We start from the raw sequence: 16,994 nt of genomic DNA on the forward strand, positions 1-16,994 counted from the left end.
TCTGGCGCACGCCCGGGTTTCCGGGGTGCAGGAAAATTGGGTCCCCGACGCCGGCCGGAATGCCAGACGCGGGGGTTTAGGAGGAGTGCACGACGGCGGAAGGCGGGCCGCGCCGGCTGTCTTGCCGGAGGTTGCGCCACGGCTGCCGCGGCAGCGGAAGGGGCCCGAGCGGCCCGGGGAAGCGGGGGGCGGGCACCGGCGCCACCGGCCGCGGAAGGCCGGCCAGGGGACGCAGCCATCCGGCGAGGGCCCACAGCGCGGCCTCGCCCTTGGCAAGGAGGAGCGCGCAGCCAAGGGTGGCCGTGGCGTGCGCTGCCAGCATCAGGGGCGCCAGGCCTGGGTCCGCAGGGCTCACGTGCTCCGCGAAGGGGGCCAGCCCCGGGAAGCCGGCCAGGGCTGCGCCGTGCACGTGGGGTGCAGGGGGGCCGGCGGCGGGGACGGGGGCGCTGAAAACCGTCAGGAGTTCATGCAGCGCCAGCTGGCCGCCGGCCAGGAGCGCGCCCACGGCGGGAAAGGAGAGCCGGAGGCGTGTTGCGGCCGTGCTGGCGAGTGCGGTCAGCGCCAGGACGGCCAGCAGGATGCCGGGCGAGGGGAGCTGACCGCCGCCTGCCACGTGGGCACCGGCCGCCAGGGACAGGATGCCGGCAGCCAGGCTTGAGGCGCGGAGCAGGTGGAACGGAATGCGGGGAGGGTGGCCAGTCACGGCTGCTCCTCCCTGTGCCGGCAGCGGGGGTCCATGGCACGTGTTCCGGCCTCTGCAATCCTACCGGTGCCGGGGCGGTCCTCCAGTCAGTCGGTCTCCGGACCGCAGCAGTAATGGCAGTCCTCCGGGCACTCGGTCATGCCGGGCTCCCCACCAGGTCGAAGCCGTCGGCGATGTGGAAAAGCCGGCGGCCTCCGGGGGCCGCCGTTACCCAGACGATGTCGCCGTCCTCCGTCCTGGTGTCCACCAGCCCGGCGAACACTGTGCGCCCGTTCCTCCTCAGTTCGACGCTGTCGCCGATCTCGACGTCATCCCAGCGGGGGGCTCTTACGCGGCTCGTCATTGAAGTCACGGCATGTCCTTTGGATGGTTGCGGGGCTGCGGCCATTGCAGCGGGTGATGCCATCAAACAGGCGCATCGCTGCCTTGGACAATGGAGCAGTGACCACGCCGCTTGCCCGCGCTTTGTGCAGCGCTCCAGCGCTAGACTGCCTGCGTAAGTGTTGGCGATCGAAGGAGAAGTTCATGGACTACACCGGAAGCCAGTCCGAAAAGGCGGTTCCCGCCGGTGATCTGGGCCGCAGCCATATTGGCCAGACCATCAGTTTCCAGCCGAACGAGTTCACGGTCGTGTTCGGCAAGCTCGCCGGAATCGCGCGGACTGAGGCCATGGTTTACCTCTCCCTGACGGGCGTGGGTAACGGCACGCACCTCAAGGATGAATACGATCTGCCCGTGACGCATGAGGTCTACGTTCCGGTGGACGTCATTTCCAACGCGGAGTCCACCATCAAGGACCTGTTCGGCAAGGTCCAGGAAAACCTGCGCGGCGCGGGCCACAAGGGGGAAGACCGCACGGACCGCCTGTAGCGCGGCCGCCTGCGGTCCCGCTGGAATGGAATGGAAGGCCGGCGCCCGGTGCACTTCGCTGTGCGGGCCCGGCCTTCCTGCCGTCCGGCGCCAGCCCAGGACAAAATTTGTTGAACAATGTCTTGCCGGAATTGTTCAACAACCTGTATTGTCGTTCGGGACGACCACTGTGACTCCAGTCACCCCGAACAATGGATGGACCATGGCAGATACCGGCACGAAACTGAAACTGAGCTCCTCTGCCCGGCGCACAGCCCTCATGGGGGCTATGTTCCTGATGGCCACAAGTGCCATCGGGCCGGGCTTCATCACCCAGACCACCGTTTTCACGGCGCAAATCGGCGCCGCCTTCGCTTTCGCCATCCTGGCGTCCATCCTGATTGACATGGCGGTCCAGATGAACGTCTGGCGCGTCATCGGTGTTTCAGGCCTCCGTGCCCAGGAACTCGGCAACAAAGTTGTCCCTGGTATCGGCTGGCTGCTTTCGGGCCTGGTCTTCCTCGGCGGCGTGGTCTTCAACATCGGCAACATCGCCGGCACCGGCCTGGGCGCCAACGCAATGCTTGGCGTCGATCCGAAGATCGGCGGAACCGTCTCCGCCGTCGTCGCCATCCTGGTCTTCCTCAGCAAGAAGGCCGGCATGGCCCTGGACCGGATCGTGGTGCTCCTGGGCGCCCTCATGATCCTGCTGATGATCTACGTGGCCGTCGTCGCCGCCCCTCCGCTGGGTGAGGCCCTGAAGAACACCTTCCTGCCGGACACCGTGGACTTCCTGATCATCACCACCCTGGTGGGCGGCACCGTGGGCGGCTACATCACCTACGCCGGCGCCCACCGCATGCTGGACTCCGGCGCCACCGGTATCGAGCATGTCCAGCAGATCACCCGCAGCTCCATCCTTGGCATCATCGTCACAGGGATCATGCGCGTGCTGCTCTTCCTGGCAATCCTGGGCGTGGTGGCTGGCGGCACCGTCCTGACCAGCAACAACATGGCAGCCGAGGCCTTCGGCGCCGCTGCCGGCGAAATCGGCCTGCGCATGTTCGGCATTGTCCTGTGGGCCGCCGCCATCACCTCCGTCATCGGCGCGGCCTTCACCTCCGTCTCCTTCATCACCTCCTCCCGGACCCCCGAGCGCAAGCGGAACCTCATCACGGTGGTCTTCATCGCCGGCTGCGCCCTGGTGTACTTCTTCCTCGGGCAGGCGCCCCAGCAGCTGCTGATCTTTGCGGGTGCGTTCAACGGTCTGATCCTGCCCGTGGGCTTCGGTGTCCTCCTGTGGGTGGCGTGGCGCCGCCGGGACCTGATGCACGGTTACGCCTACCCCAAGTGGCTCCTCCTGCTCGGCGTGGCCACGTGGCTGATCACCCTGTTCCTGGGCTGGAACTCGATGCTGGGCCTGGCGAAGCTGTGGTCGTGACCAACAGGGCCTCCATGCTGCCCGCCGCCGCACGCGAGGCATTCCGTGCCGGCCTGGTGGAACCGACGTCGGGCTGGTCGCGGGGCTACGCCCAGGCGAACGTCCTGGCCATCCCCCGGGAGTACGCGTTCGACTTCCTGCTGTTCGCGCAGCGGAACCCCAAGCCGTGCCCCATCCTGGGAGTGCTGGAGGCGGGCGAGACCACCGGGCCGCTGCTGGCCGGGGGCGATATCCGTACCGACGTTCCCCAATACACGGTGTACCGCGACGGCGTGAAGGTGGACGAGCCCACGGACATCAGCGGCTACTGGCGCGATGACCTCGTGACCTTCCTGATCGGCTGCTCCTTCACGTTCGAGGCGGCCCTGCAGGATGGCGGCATCGCCATCGCCCACATCGACCAGGGCGTGAACGTGCCGATGTACCGCACCAACCGCGAGTGTGCCCCTGCCGGCCGGATGTCAGGACCCACGGTCGTCTCCATGCGGCCTGTCCCGGCGTCGCAGGTGGCCGATGCCGTGCGGATCACCTCCCGGTACCCGGCCGTGCACGGTGCCCCCGTCCACGTGGGCAACCCGGAGGAGCTGGGGATCGGTGACCTTTCGCGTCCGGACTTCGGCGACGCGGTGGAAATTCCGGCAGGCCATATCCCAGTTTTCTGGGCCTGCGGCGTCACTCCGCAGGCTGCCGTCATGCAGTCCCGCCCGCCCCTGGCCATCGGCCACGCACCGGGGCATATGCTGATCACCGACGCCCGGGACAGCGATTACCTGATCCCGTAATGCCCGTCCCGTAATGCCGAAAGGCCGGTGCCGCCCGCAGGGGCGGCACCGGCCTTGGCGTTTTTGGACCTTCCCGTGTCCAGCGCCGGACGTCAGGAGGCGGCGCGCCCCGCGAGGTGGCCCAGCAGTTCTGCCTCCGCCGCATCGAGGTACTCGCGCAGTTCCGCCGCGGCCTTTTCGTTTTCGCCCGCCCGGAGCCGCCTGACCAGCAGCACGTTGCGGTCCACGTAATGGCTGTGGAAGTCCGGGGCCGAGGACATGGCGTAAAACACCAGGCGCATCTCAGCCAGCACGCGGTCCATCATCCGGCCCAGGGTTCCGCTGCCGGTAAGGCCCACAACTTCCCTGTGGAACGCCTGGTTGGCGTCGGCCATGTCCGCAACGGAGCCCGCATCCCGGGCAGCCTGTGCGCGCTGGACCACGGCTTCCATGGTGTCCAGCTTCTGCGGTGTAATGTCGCCCCAAAGCACCGCCGCCGGCTCGATGGCCCTGCGGACGCGGTAGATCTCCCGGATGTCCTCCGGCCCCGGAGAGGCCACGAAGACGCCGCGGTTGGGGATCCGGCGGACTATCGATTCCTCTGCGAGGGCGGTGAAGGCCTGCCGGAGTGTGTTGCGGGACACCCCGAGGGCCGCGGACAGGGACTGCTCGGAGAGCTTGGTTCCCGGGGTCAGCTCACCGCCGGCGATGCCGTTGCGGATCCTTGACGCAATCCAGGCGGTGGTGTGCGCGTGTTCGGCAGCGCCGCCAGACCCGTCCCCTCCAGACACAGCGTTCATGCCGCATTCCCCCCAATAGCGTGGACAACCAGTCTAGGCGACGGTTTTAGGCAACCGTGCCCAGCACCTCGCCCCGCGCCACGGCAGTGCCGGGCACCTGCGCGCCCCGCCGGAACGTCCCGGACTCTTCCACGGAAACCACCGTTTCCATCTTCATCGCCTCCAGGACCGCAACGGGCTGGCCGGCGCCAAGCTCCGCCCCGTCATCGGCGAGCCATTTGACCAGGTTTCCGCCCATGGGGGCCGTGACGTGGCCGTTGGGTGCGGTTGTATCGGCGGCAGTCGATGGTTCCACGGCCGCGCCGCCACCGTGCATCAGCGCGTTGAAGATGGATGCGGGGAGGCCAAGCTGGACCGCCTTGCCATCGATCTCCACGGTCAGCGTCTCCCGCCGTGCCACGGGACCGGCCACAAAGCTGTCCAGGGCGGACTCCAGCCGGCCCGCAAAAGCCGACTCAATCCAGGTGGTGTACACGCCGAGCCGGTCCTCCGCGGTGAAATCCGGGTCGCGCACCACGGCGCGGTGGAAGGGAACCACGGTGGGCACGCCCTCGATCCGCAACTCGTCCAGGGCGGCGCGGGCACGGCGCAGCGCCTGTGCCCGGTCCGCCCCGTGGACGATCAGTTTGGCCATGAGGGAGTCGTATTCGGACGGCACCACGGAGCCCGACCGTACCCCGGAATCCACCCGGATGCCCGCGCCGGTGGGGGCTTCGAAGACGTCCACGGGGCCGGGGGAGGGCAGGAAGCCGCGGCCCGCGTCCTCGGCGTTCAGCCGGAACTCGATGGCGTGGCCAACCGGCTCCGGATCGGACGTGACGGAGACCGGGAGCCCGGCCGCGATGCGGAACTGTTCCCGCACCAGGTCCATCCCGGACGTTTCCTCGGTGACCGGGTGCTCCACCTGAAGGCGGGTGTTGACCTCCAGGAAGGAGATCACTCCATCCGGCGCCACCAGGTACTCGACCGTGCCGGCGCCGGTGTAGCCGGCCTCGCGGCAGATGGCCCGGGCCGATTCGTGGATGCGGCTGCGCTGGTCGTCGGTGAGGAACGGCGCGGGGGCTTCCTCCACCAGCTTCTGGTTGCGGCGCTGCAGGGAGCAGTCACGGGTGCCCACCACCACCACGTTGCCGTGGGTGTCCGCCAGTACCTGGGCCTCGACATGGCGTGGCTTGTCCAGGAACCGTTCCACGAAGCACTCGCCCCGGCCAAAGGCAACGGTGGCTTCCCGGACGGCGGAGTCGAAGGCGTCGTCGATGTCTTCGAGCCGGTACGCGATCTTCAGGCCGCGGCCGCCGCCGCCGAAGGCCGCTTTGATGGCCACTGGAACGCCGTACTGCTCCGCGAATGCGCGCACCTCGGCGGCGTCGGCCACCGGGCCGTCGGAGCCGGGCACCAGCGGGGCGCCGGCGCGCACGGCGATCTCGCGGGCGGTGACCTTGTTGCCCAGGCTGCGGATCGCTTCCGGTGAGGGGCCCACCCAGGTGAGTCCGGCGTCGAGCACTGCCTGGGCAAAGTCTGCGTTTTCGGACAGGAAGCCGTAGCCGGGGTGGACGGCGTCTGCGCCGGCGCGGGCCGCGACAGCCAGGAGTTTTCCGATGTTGAGGTAGGTGTCCGAACTGGCCGAGCCTTCCAGTGGGTACGCCTCGTCACTGAGGCGCACGTGCAGGGCGTCGGCGTCGGGATCGGAATAGACGGCAACGGATGCCAGCCCCGCGTCAGTGCAGGCACGGGCGATCCGGACAGCGATTTCGCCGCGGTTGGCGATGAGGACTTTCTTCATGGTGGCTTCTTTCACAGGCTTGGGGTGGAGGTCAGGGGCCGCAGGGTTTCCGGGTCCACCGCGACGAACCGGAGCGGGGTGCCGGGCGGGAGCTGTGCTGCCGTCGGCAGGTCTTCGGGGATGACGGCGCCAATCACGGGGTAGCCGCCCGTCACCGGGTGGTCGGCAAGGAACAGGACGGGAAGGCCCGACGGCGGCACCTGCAGTGAGCCAGCCACCACGCCTTCGCTGGGGAGTTCCTCAGTCCGTGCCCGTTCCAGGGCGGCGCCGCTTCCGGTGGTGCCCAGCCGCACGCCGATGCGGTTGGACTCCGCGGTCACGGTCCACGTCTGGCCGGTGAGGGCAGAGCGGGACTCCGCCGTGAACCAGTCCTGGCGGGGGCCCGGGGTGATGCGCAGGATCACGGGCTGGTCGGTGGTTCCGGCGGCCACGCCGGGCGGCAGGGTGGATGGTTCCGGCGCGCCCACGATCCGTCCCCGGTCTGCCGCGCCGACCGGAAGCACGGTGCCGGCAACCAGCGGTGCCGGGCCAATGCCGGACATCAGGTCTGTTGAGCGGCTGCCCAGGACGGCAGGAACGTCGATCCCGCCCCGGACGGCCAGGTAGGTGCGCAGGCCGGCAGACGGCTGGTCCAGGCTCAGGGTCTCGCCGTCGTGCAGTGCGAAGGGTCCGTACATGGGGGCCTGCCGGGATCCGTGCGGCCCGGTGATGGTGGCCGCGGACGGCGCCCCGCTGAGGGCCGCGGTCAGTTCGCCGCTGGCCCGGACCGCCAGGCCGCCGAGGACGTTCTCCACCACGGCGTCGCCGGGCGGGTTTCCTGCCAGCCGGTTGGCCTGCCGGGCGCTGGCGGTGTCCGCGGCGCCCGCGGCGGAGACGCCGAGGTCGCGGTACCCCGCCCTGCCCAGGTCCTGGATCAGGGACTGAAGGCCGGGGTTCATGACTTCAAGGGCGGGGCCGGCACCTGCCGGCTGGGCCTGCGGTGCTACCTTAGCCCCGCCGCGGATCTCCACCAGTTCCCGCACGGCCACGTACTGGACCCGCTGGCCCGGGCGCACCAGCGCCGGCTGGTCGCGGTCCAGCTCCCACATCCGCGCGGCGGTGCGGCCGATCAGCTGCCAGCCGCCCGGTGAACTGCGGGGGTAGACGGCGGAGAAGTTTCCGGCCATGGCCACCGAGCCTGCGGGCACAGCCGTGCGCGGCGTGGCCCGCCGGGGAACGTTGAGGGCCTCGTTTTCGCCCACGAGGTAGGCGAAGCCCGGGGCGAAGCCGCCGAAGGCCGCTGTCCACAGCTGTCCGGTGTGGGCGGCCACCACGCCGTCGGTGCTGAGGCCGGTATGGGCCGCCACTTCGGCGAGGTCCTCGCCGTCGTAGACCACCTCGATCCGCACAGGGTCCGCGTCGGCGGCCGGTCCGTGGGACGCGCCGGGATCCGCGAAGGTGATGCCGTCCCGCGCCGCCAGAGCATTGGCACGGGAGTCGAAGACCGCCATGACGGTCCGTGCCGCGGCCAGGACGTCCACCTGGCCTGCCGGCGGGTTCTGCAGCAGTTGGGCGTGCAGGGCCAGTACCTCGGGCAGGGAATCGAGCTCGATGAGCAGGGCGCGCGGGCCGGCCCAGCGGATGGCGGGGGAGCTCACACGAAACTCCTGATGCCCACGCCGGCGGCCTCGAGTTCACGGCGGACGGCGGCGGACATGGCTACCGCACCTTCGGTGTCGCCGTGAAGGCAGATGCTCTCTGCGCTGGTCCTGATGATCGAGCCGTCATGGGCCGTGATGGTTCCCTCGGTGGCCAGGCGGACCATGTTGGCGGCCACGATGTCCTGGTCGTGCAGGACAGCGCCCTTCTCGCGGCGCGATACCAGGGTGCCGTCGGGGTTGTAGGCGCGGTCCGCGAAGGCTTCGGCGACGCCCCGCAGGCCGGCGGCCTCCGCCGCCGTAAGGGCGGCGGAGCCCGGGAGCAGGAGCAGGGGCAGGTCCCCGCCGAATGCCTTCACCGCGTCCACCACCGCCTGGGCGTGGGCCCAGTGCGTGACGATGGTGTTGTACAGCGCGCCGTGCGGCTTCACGTACCTGATGCGCCCGCCCGCGGAGCGGGCAAGCGCATCCAGGGCGCCCAGCTGGTACAGGACATCATCGGCCAGCTCCGTGGGGGAGCAGTCCAGGAAGCGCCTGCCGAAGCCGGCCAGGTCCCGGTAGCCCACGTGGGCGCCGATGGTGACCCCGGCGGCCACGGCGTCGCGGCACGTCTGCGCAATGGTGGTGGGGTCTCCGGCGTGGAAGCCGCAGGCCACATTGGCGCTGGAGACCGAGCGGAAGATCGCGGCGTCATCGCCCATCGTCCAGTTCCCGAAGGATTCCCCTACGTCGCTGTTGAGGTCAATGAAGGCCATAGTGATTCCCGTCTCCTTTAAGTGGTTACTTCAGGATGCACGAGAATCTTGGATTGTTCAACAATTTACGGCTTTTAGTTCACGAAATTGTTGAACACATCAGTCAGTACGCCTTGACGCGCTGCTCCACCACCAGGTGGACCAGGGCGAAAGTGCCCTCCTCGTCGATGGCGGCGAGAGCGGCGTCCAGGGCTGCCGGGATGCCGCAGTCTGCGGTGACGGTGACGCCGAAACCACCAAAAGCCCTGGCCATCAGCCCGAAGTCCGGGTTCTTCAGCTGGGTGCCGGAAATCCGTTCCGGGTAGTGCCGTTCCTGGTGGCTGCGGATGGTGCCGTACTCCTGGTTGTCCATGACGATCACCAGGGGTGTGGCGCCGTACTGGGCGGCGGTGGCCAGCTCCTGTCCGTTCATGAGGAACTCGCCGTCCCCGGCAATGGTGACCACCCGCCGTCGTGGTTCTGCCAGCGAGGCGGCAACTGCGGAGGGGATGGAATATCCCATGGACCCGTTGCGGGCGCTGAGCATGGAGGCGTAGCGGCGGGTGGGGAAGTACCGGTGCGCCCAGTTCGTGTGTTCGCCGGCCCCGAACGTCACCACGGCATCCTCCGGCAACCGGGGAACGAGGTTGGCCATCAGGGTGTCCATTCGCGCCTTTCCAGACGCAGGGGCAGCCGGCGGGAGCGCGGCGAAGCGTTCCTGCTCGGCACGCATCCTGCCCGTCCACGCCTTCCACTCTTCCTTGACCGGCACGTCGATGCCTTCGAGGCCGCGGACGAACGCTTCCGGCTTGGCCAGGATCTGGCGGGACACAGGACCCGAGCGTCCCCGCAGTGAGGGGTCCACCGTGACCAGGAAGTTTTCCTTGTCCCAGTCCTGCCGGCAGACGAAACCGTCCGTGATGACGTCGCCCGGGACGGTCCCGACGAACACCAGCAGGTCGGTCTCTTCCAGAAGGTCGTAGGTGGGGCGGGGCCGGCCGTACCCGATGGGCCCCACGTAGGAGGGCGAGTCGAAGGAAACCGTCCCCTGGGTGCGCCACTCGGCCGCGGCCGGGATGCGGTGCCGTTCCAGCCACGCCGTGAGCCGGTCCGCGGCATCCTGGGTCCAGTCGTTGCCGCCGGTGACGAACAGCGGCTTGCTGGATGCGGCGAGGGCGGCCGCCAGTGCCTCGGCGTCGGCGCTGCCCATGCCGCCGGCGGCAACCGGGATCGGCGGGTGCAGCCGGGCCGGGACCTGCTGCTGGATGACGTCCTCCGGCAGGCCCACCACCACGGGTCCGGGCCGCCCGCTCATTGCAGCGAACATGGCTTCTGCCACGATCTCCGACGCGCGTTCCGGGTGGTCCAGCACCATGACGCGCTTGGCCCCCGTGTCGAACCAGGACTTGATGTCGAACTCCTGGAACGCCTCGCGGTCCCGGTGGGCGAAGGGGATGAGGCCCACGAAGAGCAGCAGCGGGGTGGAGTCCTGCCACGCGGTGTGCAGCCCCACGTGGGCGTTCGCGGCACCGGGCCCGCGGGTCACCATGGCCACGCCGGGGCGCTGGTTCATCTTGCCGTCGGCCTCGGCCATGTACGCGGCTCCGCCTTCGTGGCGGCAGACGATGGTCTCGATGGCGGAATTGTGCAGTCCATCGAGCACGTCCAGGAAGCTTTCGCCGGGAACCACATAGGTGCGCTCCACGCCGTGCGCCGCCAGGGAATCGACGATGACATGTCCGGCGGACTTCAGTGCGGGCTGCGCGGGTTCGGCCTGGCTTGGCCGGCTGTCACGGGAAAGGCGTTCGACGGCGGCCGGCGGCTGCGCGGCGGCAAGTGGCGGGTTGGTGGTCAGGGCGGAGTGCGGCTCTGGTGTCATGTTCTTTCTCTGTTGGATGGGGGCGGGAAATCTAGAAGACGGACCAGCCGGTGCGGTCGGAGAGATCCGCGAGGGCTGCGGTTCCGGCAAGGGAGTTGCCCTTGGCGTCCAGGCGCGGGCTCCAGACGCAGATGGCGCACTGGCCGGGGACGATGGCCAGGATGCCCCCGCCCACCCCGCTTTTGCCGGGAAGCCCCACGCGGAAGGCGAATTCGCCCGCAGCGTCGTACATGCCGCAGGTCAGCATGATGGAGCCCACGCGCTTCGCTTCATTCCGGGAGAGGACTGTTCCGCCGGAGCCCTGGCCGTCCTGGGCCAGGAAGAGCCCGGCCCTGGCCAGCTGGACGCAGCTCATCATGATCGAACATTGGCGGACGTAGTTTTCCACCACGGCGCCGGCTGGCTGGGTCAAGTTGCCGAAGTCCTTCAGGAAGTGCGCCAGGGCGAGGTTGCGGCTGCTGTTGGCCAGTTCGCCGGCCGCGGCCGCCTCGTCAATGAAGGGTGCGTGTCCGCCCGGCCCCTCCTCTTGGCCCCCCGCCTGTTCGGTGAGGAACCGAAGCAGCAGCGTGGCGGCGTCGGGCGCTTCTTCCATCAGGTGGTCGGTGACCACCAGTGCGCCGGCGTTGATGAAGGGATTGCGCGGGATGCCGTGCTCGGCCTCGAGCTGGACCAGTGAATTGAAGGACGTGCCCGAGGGCTCGCGCAGGACGCGGGACCAGAGCCGGCCGGCCCGGCTGCCCTGCAGTGCCATGGCCAGGGTGAACACCTTGGAGATGCTCTGGATGGAGAAAGGCACGTGCGCGTCGCCGGAGCTGAAGACGTCACCGGAGGTAGTTGCGATGGCGATGCCGAAGCGGTCGAAGGGAACGTCTGCCAGGAAGGGGATGTTGCGGGGGACGGTGCCCGTTTCCCGGCGGGGTCGGTGGTCCCGGACGATGTCCTTGATGAGGGCGTCCAGGGGCGCGGTGTCCAGTGTTGTTGTCATTTCCTGCCTGCTGGGTGGTTGGCGGTGGCCCATTCCTGGATGTGGAGCAGTGCCACCAGGGAATCGCGCGGGTTGCCGAAGTCGAGTCCGGTCACCCGGGCGGCCTTGCCCACCCGGTAGTAGACCGTGTTTTTATGCAGCTTCAGCCGCCGGGCGCACTCGGCCACGTCAAAGGAGGCATCGAAATAGGCGCGCAGGGTTTCGGCGAGTTCGCCGTCCTCCTGCAGCAGCGCGGCCAGGCTGCGGTGGCGGAATGGGGAGGCGGTGAAGTTCCGGACCGCCTCGCGGTAGGGGATTTCCGCTTCGAAATCGTCCACGCCGGCCACGCGTGCCCCGGAACTTCCCATGCAGGCGAGCAGGGCTTCGGTGATGCGGGTGGCCGTGTGAAGGGACAGCAGGTCCGGAACCATGGGGCCCACCGCAGCGACGGCGGTGATGCCAAGGTGCTTCCGGGCATCCCGCACGATGGCTTCGGCCAGGGACCGCAGCCCCTGTTCAGCGGTGCTGGAGTGCAGGTCCGGCACGATGACGGCGGTGTCGCCGTTGAACTGGCCGACGACGGCGGAGGGCTTGTACGCGGCGGCGTGGATGGAGGCGAGGTTGGCCAGTTCGCCGTGCTTGAGTGCCGCGTCGTCGGCCCGGGAGTCGTCGTCCGACATGCCAAGCAGGATCAGTGCCGCCGGGCGTTCTGCCGGTATCTTCCCGCTGTGGGCGCTGGCGGCGGCTTCCGCGGGACCGGACAGGAGCCGGACGATCCGGTCCTCCCGCATGTGGACGGACTGCTGGTTGCGGTAGCGGATCAGTTCGGCCGAAGCCCGTGCGGCGGAGCCCGTGAGGACGTATTCCACGTCGTCGCCGAAACCCTCGCCGGTCTCCTGGAGCCAGATGTAGCCCATGATGCGCTCGCCGGCGAACAGGGCGATGGCCACCCGTTCGCGCAGCCCGTCCTGGGGCCGGGCCGGCACCCGGACGGGTTTGCGGGTGCGGTGGAGTTCCCGGTACGCGCCGAGGTCCTTGAGCAGCAGTTCGTATTTCCGTGGGCCGCGGCGGGCCAGGATGGAGGCCTTGCGCAGTTCGTCGATGTCGTTGGTGACGGTGGAATAGGCGAGGACTTTGTTGGCCGCGTCCTCGATCACCACGTGGCTGGACGTCAGCCTGGCCGTGGTCTGCGCGATGGCGAACAGGTCCTCTTCCAGCAGGGTCAGGACTTCGCTTTGGTAGCTGCGCGGCTGGATGCGCTCCTTGGCGATGGAGAGCAGGCGGTCCCAGTCGGCGCCGGGGTCCACGAGCAGCAGGCCGGCCCCGGCGGAGAGCAGGAGTTCCTCCACTTCGGCAAGATCCCCGCGGCTGCCTTTGACGGCAACGACGGGCGGCGGGTCCTTGAGGAGCCGCCGCAGTGCCGGCAGGGCGGACCGTCCCCGGACACCGATCAGCAGGACAAAGGCGCCGCGGGCGTCGACTGCCTCGTCGTCGGCGTCGACGATGAGGAACCGTTCGATGGGGGGCGCGGACGGGCCGGGCCGCAGGATGAGGCTGGCGAAACCGAGGGGGAGGTCCGAGAGGATGTCATCCACCGTAACCACGGACATAGGGGTTCCTTTTGCGTCGATCCCGCCGGACGGCTCTGTCCGGTCACCTCATGGTATCCAGCGCAAAGTCCCCGAAATATGGATCGGCGTCCAACCTTTAGAGAGGTTTTTTGGTCCCCGGCCTGAGGCGGGCCAGGATCCGACTGATCCAGATCCTGGCCCGCCTTCACGCTAGATCCACGCAGGTGCCATAGGCACCAGGTCCAGCGGCCCGCCGTCGTGCGTTGCCGCCACGCCTTCCGTCCCCCGGCCGGTGGCCCACTGGGTGATGGCGGGCAGGGAGCCGGACACCAGGGTGGGTGATGTGGCCGCGGTGTCCCCTAGTTCCATGTCGGTGCCGTCCGCTGTGATGAGGAGCCCGGCGTCCGTGCCGCGGGCGTGCCAGGCGCCGGTGATGTCCTTGAGCAGCCGGGCCAGGACGGGTGCTGGGATGTCGTTGAAGGTGGCCCCGTTGTCCAGGTCCACGGCGTGGACCCATACCTCGCGGGTGCGCATCCACACGGTTTCCTCGGCCGGGACGGTCCTGCCCTGGACTGTTTTGACCTTGTGGTGCCAGTTGTCGGCGGGCAGGTCGCGCCATTCGACGTTCAGGTGCACGGCGGAGTGGTCGAACAGGTTCCGCAGCGCGATGGGACTCAGGGTGGCGCCGAAGTCGATCTCGTGGTTGCGGACTTCGACCGAGGGGTACATCGGTGTTTCCACCCCCGTGGCTGCCCACTCGACCAGCCGGGCGACGGCGCGGGCGTTGTAGCCCACGTGGGCTACAACGTGGCGGCGGGTCCAGCCCGGCAGCAGCGAGTCCCCGTCCAGGTCCGCGTCGGTCAGCTCGTTGAGTTTGCGGGCGAAGAACGCGGTGCCGCGCCGGGCCTGCAGCAGCCCCTCGAGCAGGACGGGGTCGGTGGTCTGGTCGTGCCGGGCAACCATCAGGCTTCCTTGACCACGCGGTTGGCCAGCTGGCCCAGGCCCTCGATGGTGGTGACCAGGACCTGGCCCTCCTGGAGGTAGCGTTTGGGGTCCTGGGCGTGGCCCACGCCGCCGGGGGTGCCGGTGGCGATCACGTCGCCGGGGTTCAGCGTGATGATCGTGGAGATGTAGGAGACCAGGTATTCAGGGGTGAACACCAGGTCCGAGGTGGGGGTGGACTGCTGGATGTCGCCGTCCACGGCGGAGGTCATCAGCGGGCCGGGGGTGAATTCGTCCTTGGTGACCAGGGCGGGGCCGAACGGGGTGGACTTCTCCCAGGTCTTGCCCTGCAGCCACTGGATGGTGCGGAACTGGTAGTCGCGCATGGAGATGTCGTTGAGGACCGAGTAGCCGGCGATGTGGTCCGCGGCTTCGGACTCGGGGATCCGGCGCCCGGCCTTGCCGATGACGACGGCGAGTTCGGCTTCCCAGTCCACGGTGTCCGATTCCTGCGGCAGGGCCAGGTCGTCGTTGGGTCCGATCAGGGACTCGGCGTACTTGGCGAACAGGGTGGGGTGCGCCGGGACCTCGCGGCCCATCTCCTTGATGTGGTTGCGGTAGTTGTGGCCCACGCAGATGATCTTGCCCGGGGAGGGCACGACGGCGGCAAGGTCCGCGCCGTCGAGCGGGTGGGTTGCGCCGTTGGCTGCCTTCGCGGTGGTTTCCCAGGAGGGGTCCTGCAGCAGGGCCCCGACGTCGGCGAACCCCGGGATCTCGGTGAGGGTGCCGCCGTCCTGGCGGACCGCCACTGTATTGCCAGTGCCGGTGCCGGTGCTGCCATTCTGGAGGCGGAGGGTGAGGAGTTTCATTACTTGGTGCGTCCTTCGATGTAGGTGCGGTTGAAGTTCAGGCGCTCAAAGATGGGGGCGTCGCTGAAACGGAAAAGATCAAACTCTGTTTGTGAACCAGTCTCGGCCTGCAGCGACCACGATGCCCAGGAGGGCACCACGAACAGGTCGCCCTTGGCCAGGACCCTGGTGTCGCCGTTCAGGGTCACGGTGCCGGTGCCCTCGAAGACCTGCCAGACGCTGGAGCCGACCTCGCGGACCGTCTCGGTCCCGGCGCCCGCGCGCAGCCGGTGGAACTCGGCACGGATGGTGGGCATGACGTCCCCGCCGGTCGTGGGGTTGGTGTACCGGATCGCGGCGTGGCCCTGGGAGACGGTGGCGGGGTGGCCCTCGTCCTCGAGGAGCAGCTGCTCCCGCAGGGCGGCGTCGGTGTATTTCCAGCGGTAGGCCGCGATGGGGGAGTTGGTGGTGTCATCGAGCCCGGAGAGCGGGCGAAGGCCGGGGTGGGCCCAGAGCCGCTCGGAGCGGGAGATGTCCGGGGTGGCCTCGTCGGTGACGCGTTCGGTGCCGAACTCGAAGAACCCGGCGTCGGCGTAGTGCACGAACGGGATGTCCAGGCCGTCGATCCAGGTCATCGGCTGATCGGTGTCGTTGTGGTGGCCGTGGAAGTTCCAGCCCGGGGTGAGCAGGAAGTCGCCGCGGGACATCCGGACCGGGTCACCGTTCACCACGGTCCACACGCCCTCACCCTCGACGACGAAACGGAAGGCATTCTGGGAGTGCCGGTGCTCCGGGGCTGTTTCCCGGCCGCCCAGGTACTGGATGGCAGCCCACAGCGTGGGGGTGGCATACGGGGTGCCGCCCAGGCCCGGGTTGGCCAGCGCGATCGCGCGGCGCTCCCCGCCGCGGCCCACCGGCACCAGGTCACCGGCGCGTGCGGCCAGCGGGTACAGGTCATCCCACCGCCACACGTGCGGGACAGCCTTCGGTGACGGGACCATCGGCATCAGGTCCGCGATCTCCGTCCACAACGGGATCAGGTTCCCCTTGTCAAAATCCTTGTAGAGCTGCTCCAGCTGGGCAGCCTCCTCCGGGGTCGGCTCGGGAACATGGTGTTCCTGCGCCACGGATTCGTGCGTTTGGTTTTCAGCGCTGATCGACACTGGCCTTCTCCTTGCGTGCGGACTGACTGCGACGTGCATCCGACACTAAGGAGATTGGGGTGTGATCCCCAGCATATTCTGTAGAGCAGAAATCCCTGAAGGTTTACTCCGGGCTTGCTGTCCCGTCACGGTCCACGGGATTGGCGGCGATGTCGATCTCCAGCTGCCGCCGGGTTTCCATCATCACACCCACCAGGCCGGCGTCGAACAGCTTGCGGAACCTTGCCACAGGAGTGGCCACGCTCAGCGCCCCCACCACCATGCCCTTGCCGTTGTGCAGCGCCATCCCGAACGCGCTGATGCCCTCCTCGGTGCCTTCGAAGTTGGCGGCGAATCCGTTGGCGCGCACCGATTCGAGCTCGCGCAGGAACGCCGGGTACTCAGCGTCCGGGATGTAGTCGCCTGCCAGCTCCGCGTTCGGGCTGCGGAACAGCTGCTCCAGCACGGCAGGGTCGAGCTCGGCCAGGATGGCCTTGCCGCCGGATGCCTTGTGGGCTGGCAGCAGCGTGCCCTGCCGGTCGCCCACCCGCAGGATGTTCGTGCTTTCCACAGTGTCCAGGAACCGGACCTTGGTGCCCACCCGGATCATGAGGTTGACGGTCTCGTTGGTCCGGGCGCACAGCAGTTCCATGTGCGGGCGTGCCAGGTCCCGCAGCTGCCTGGTCCAGCTGAAGCCCGCCGGGCCCGCGCCCATCGCGGGGCCCGGCACGTATCGGCGCGTCTCGTCCTGTACGGCGAAGCCGCGGTACACCAGCATGGCCAGCAGCCGGTGGGCAGTGGAGGGAGCCACGCCGAGTTCCTCCGCGGCGTCCTTGAGCCGCAGGCTGCCGACGTCCCGCAGGAGCTGGAGGAGCTGCAGGGCGTTGTCCACGGCCTCAATGGAGTAGGTGGGCTTCCGGCGGGCAGGAAGATTCTGCAT

16 protein-coding genes are annotated in these 16,994 nt (G+C 68.7%); 3 read left to right on the forward strand and 13 right to left on the reverse strand.

Annotation, left to right across the window (positions count from 1 at the left end; translation table 11 throughout):
• Positions 1-76: 76 nt before the first annotated feature.
• Complete coding sequence (locus tag K4G53_RS09770; RefSeq protein WP_221385496.1) at positions 77-703, reverse strand: hypothetical protein; 627 nt, start codon at positions 701-703, stop codon at positions 77-79.
• A gap of 136 nt (positions 704-839) precedes the next feature.
• Positions 840-1,046: a hypothetical protein gene (locus K4G53_RS09775; protein ID WP_221385615.1), complete on the reverse strand. Its 207-nt coding sequence runs from the start codon at positions 1,044-1,046 to the stop codon at positions 840-842.
• 182 nt (positions 1,047-1,228) lie between these two features.
• Between K4G53_RS09775 and K4G53_RS09780 the strand changes: the two genes are divergently transcribed.
• The 3 genes from K4G53_RS09780 (at position 1,229) to K4G53_RS09790 (ending at position 3,775) form a co-directional block, all read left to right on the forward strand.
• Positions 1,229-1,573, forward strand: coding sequence for a hypothetical protein (locus tag K4G53_RS09780; protein WP_221385497.1), 345 nt, complete (start codon positions 1,229-1,231; stop codon positions 1,571-1,573).
• A gap of 202 nt (positions 1,574-1,775) precedes the next feature.
• On the forward strand, positions 1,776-2,993 hold the full coding sequence (locus K4G53_RS09785; protein ID WP_221385498.1) for an NRAMP family divalent metal transporter: 1,218 nt from the start codon (positions 1,776-1,778) through the stop codon (positions 2,991-2,993).
• A 14-nt stretch (positions 2,994-3,007) separates the two neighbouring features.
• Entirely contained in the window at positions 3,008-3,775 is a 768-nt protein-coding gene (locus K4G53_RS09790) for a putative hydro-lyase (protein ID WP_221385616.1), read from the forward strand.
• A gap of 92 nt (positions 3,776-3,867) precedes the next feature.
• Here K4G53_RS09790 and K4G53_RS09795 read toward each other — a convergent pair whose 3' ends face one another.
• The 11 genes from K4G53_RS09795 to K4G53_RS09845 form a co-directional block, all read right to left on the reverse strand.
• Positions 3,868-4,554 (reverse strand): GntR family transcriptional regulator, encoded by a 687-nt coding sequence (locus K4G53_RS09795; protein ID WP_221385499.1) that lies wholly within the window; start codon positions 4,552-4,554, stop codon positions 3,868-3,870.
• A gap of 46 nt (positions 4,555-4,600) precedes the next feature.
• Positions 4,601-6,337, reverse strand: coding sequence for a biotin carboxylase N-terminal domain-containing protein (locus tag K4G53_RS09800; RefSeq protein WP_221385500.1), 1,737 nt, complete (start codon positions 6,335-6,337; stop codon positions 4,601-4,603).
• An 11-nt stretch (positions 6,338-6,348) separates the two neighbouring features.
• Complete coding sequence (locus tag K4G53_RS09805; RefSeq protein WP_221385501.1) at positions 6,349-7,974, reverse strand: 5-oxoprolinase/urea amidolyase family protein; 1,626 nt, start codon at positions 7,972-7,974, stop codon at positions 6,349-6,351.
• Complete coding sequence (locus K4G53_RS09810) at positions 7,971-8,729, reverse strand: LamB/YcsF family protein (protein WP_221385502.1); 759 nt, start codon at positions 8,727-8,729, stop codon at positions 7,971-7,973. Before K4G53_RS09810 ends, K4G53_RS09805 begins: the two co-directional genes overlap by 4 nt.
• A 103-nt stretch (positions 8,730-8,832) precedes the next feature.
• Complete coding sequence (locus K4G53_RS09815) at positions 8,833-10,587, reverse strand: thiamine pyrophosphate-dependent enzyme (protein WP_221385503.1); 1,755 nt, start codon at positions 10,585-10,587, stop codon at positions 8,833-8,835.
• Between the two features lie 31 nt (positions 10,588-10,618).
• The gene (locus K4G53_RS09820) at positions 10,619-11,572 is read right to left on the reverse strand and encodes a glutaminase (protein ID WP_221385504.1); all 954 of its coding nucleotides are present in this window, start codon (positions 11,570-11,572) and stop codon (positions 10,619-10,621) included.
• Positions 11,569-13,161 carry a CdaR family transcriptional regulator gene (locus K4G53_RS09825; protein ID WP_221385505.1) on the reverse strand — a complete coding sequence of 531 codons (1,593 nt, stop codon included), beginning with the start codon at positions 13,159-13,161 and terminating at the stop codon, positions 11,569-11,571. Before K4G53_RS09825 ends, K4G53_RS09820 begins: the two co-directional genes overlap by 4 nt.
• Before the next feature lie 171 nt (positions 13,162-13,332).
• Positions 13,333-14,085 (reverse strand): maleylpyruvate isomerase family mycothiol-dependent enzyme, encoded by a 753-nt coding sequence (locus K4G53_RS09830; RefSeq protein ID WP_221385506.1) that lies wholly within the window; start codon positions 14,083-14,085, stop codon positions 13,333-13,335.
• The gene (locus K4G53_RS09835) at positions 14,085-14,933 is read right to left on the reverse strand and encodes a fumarylacetoacetate hydrolase family protein (protein WP_221385507.1); all 849 of its coding nucleotides are present in this window, start codon (positions 14,931-14,933) and stop codon (positions 14,085-14,087) included. The genes K4G53_RS09830 and K4G53_RS09835 overlap by 1 nt, the downstream gene beginning before the upstream one ends.
• Positions 14,933-16,075 carry a cupin domain-containing protein gene (locus tag K4G53_RS09840; RefSeq protein ID WP_221385508.1) on the reverse strand — a complete coding sequence of 381 codons (1,143 nt, stop codon included), beginning with the start codon at positions 16,073-16,075 and terminating at the stop codon, positions 14,933-14,935. The genes K4G53_RS09835 and K4G53_RS09840 overlap by 1 nt, the downstream gene beginning before the upstream one ends.
• Positions 16,076-16,178: 103 nt before the next feature.
• Positions 16,179-16,994 carry an IclR family transcriptional regulator gene (locus K4G53_RS09845; protein WP_221385509.1) on the reverse strand — a complete coding sequence of 272 codons (816 nt, stop codon included), beginning with the start codon at positions 16,992-16,994 and terminating at the stop codon, positions 16,179-16,181.

The sequence above is a fragment of the Arthrobacter sp. MAHUQ-56 genome, assembly GCF_019710585.1.
GTDB lineage: Bacteria > Actinomycetota > Actinomycetes > Actinomycetales > Micrococcaceae > Arthrobacter.

Coding starts and splice junctions, on each gene's coding strand:
- K4G53_RS09835 (WP_221385507.1), bottom strand. CDS start 14,933: ATGAAACTCCTCACCCTCCGCCTCCAGAATGGCAGCACCGGCACCGGC.
- K4G53_RS09790 (WP_221385616.1), top strand. CDS start 3,008: ATGCTGCCCGCCGCCGCACGCGAGGCATTCCGTGCCGGCCTGGTGGAA.
- K4G53_RS09825 (WP_221385505.1), bottom strand. CDS start 13,161: ATGTCCGTGGTTACGGTGGATGACATCCTCTCGGACCTCCCCCTCGGT.
- K4G53_RS09830 (WP_221385506.1), bottom strand. CDS start 14,085: ATGGTTGCCCGGCACGACCAGACCACCGACCCCGTCCTGCTCGAGGGG.
- K4G53_RS09780 (WP_221385497.1), top strand. CDS start 1,229: ATGGACTACACCGGAAGCCAGTCCGAAAAGGCGGTTCCCGCCGGTGAT.
- K4G53_RS09820 (WP_221385504.1), bottom strand. CDS start 11,572: ATGACAACAACACTGGACACCGCGCCCCTGGACGCCCTCATCAAGGAC.
- K4G53_RS09845 (WP_221385509.1), bottom strand. CDS start 16,994: ATGCAGAATCTTCCTGCCCGCCGGAAGCCCACCTACTCCATTGAGGCC.
- K4G53_RS09775 (WP_221385615.1), bottom strand. CDS start 1,046: ATGACGAGCCGCGTAAGAGCCCCCCGCTGGGATGACGTCGAGATCGGC.
- K4G53_RS09800 (WP_221385500.1), bottom strand. CDS start 6,337: ATGAAGAAAGTCCTCATCGCCAACCGCGGCGAAATCGCTGTCCGGATC.
- K4G53_RS09795 (WP_221385499.1), bottom strand. CDS start 4,554: ATGAACGCTGTGTCTGGAGGGGACGGGTCTGGCGGCGCTGCCGAACAC.
- K4G53_RS09815 (WP_221385503.1), bottom strand. CDS start 10,587: ATGACACCAGAGCCGCACTCCGCCCTGACCACCAACCCGCCACTTGCC.
- K4G53_RS09785 (WP_221385498.1), top strand. CDS start 1,776: ATGGCAGATACCGGCACGAAACTGAAACTGAGCTCCTCTGCCCGGCGC.
- K4G53_RS09810 (WP_221385502.1), bottom strand. CDS start 8,729: ATGGCCTTCATTGACCTCAACAGCGACGTAGGGGAATCCTTCGGGAAC.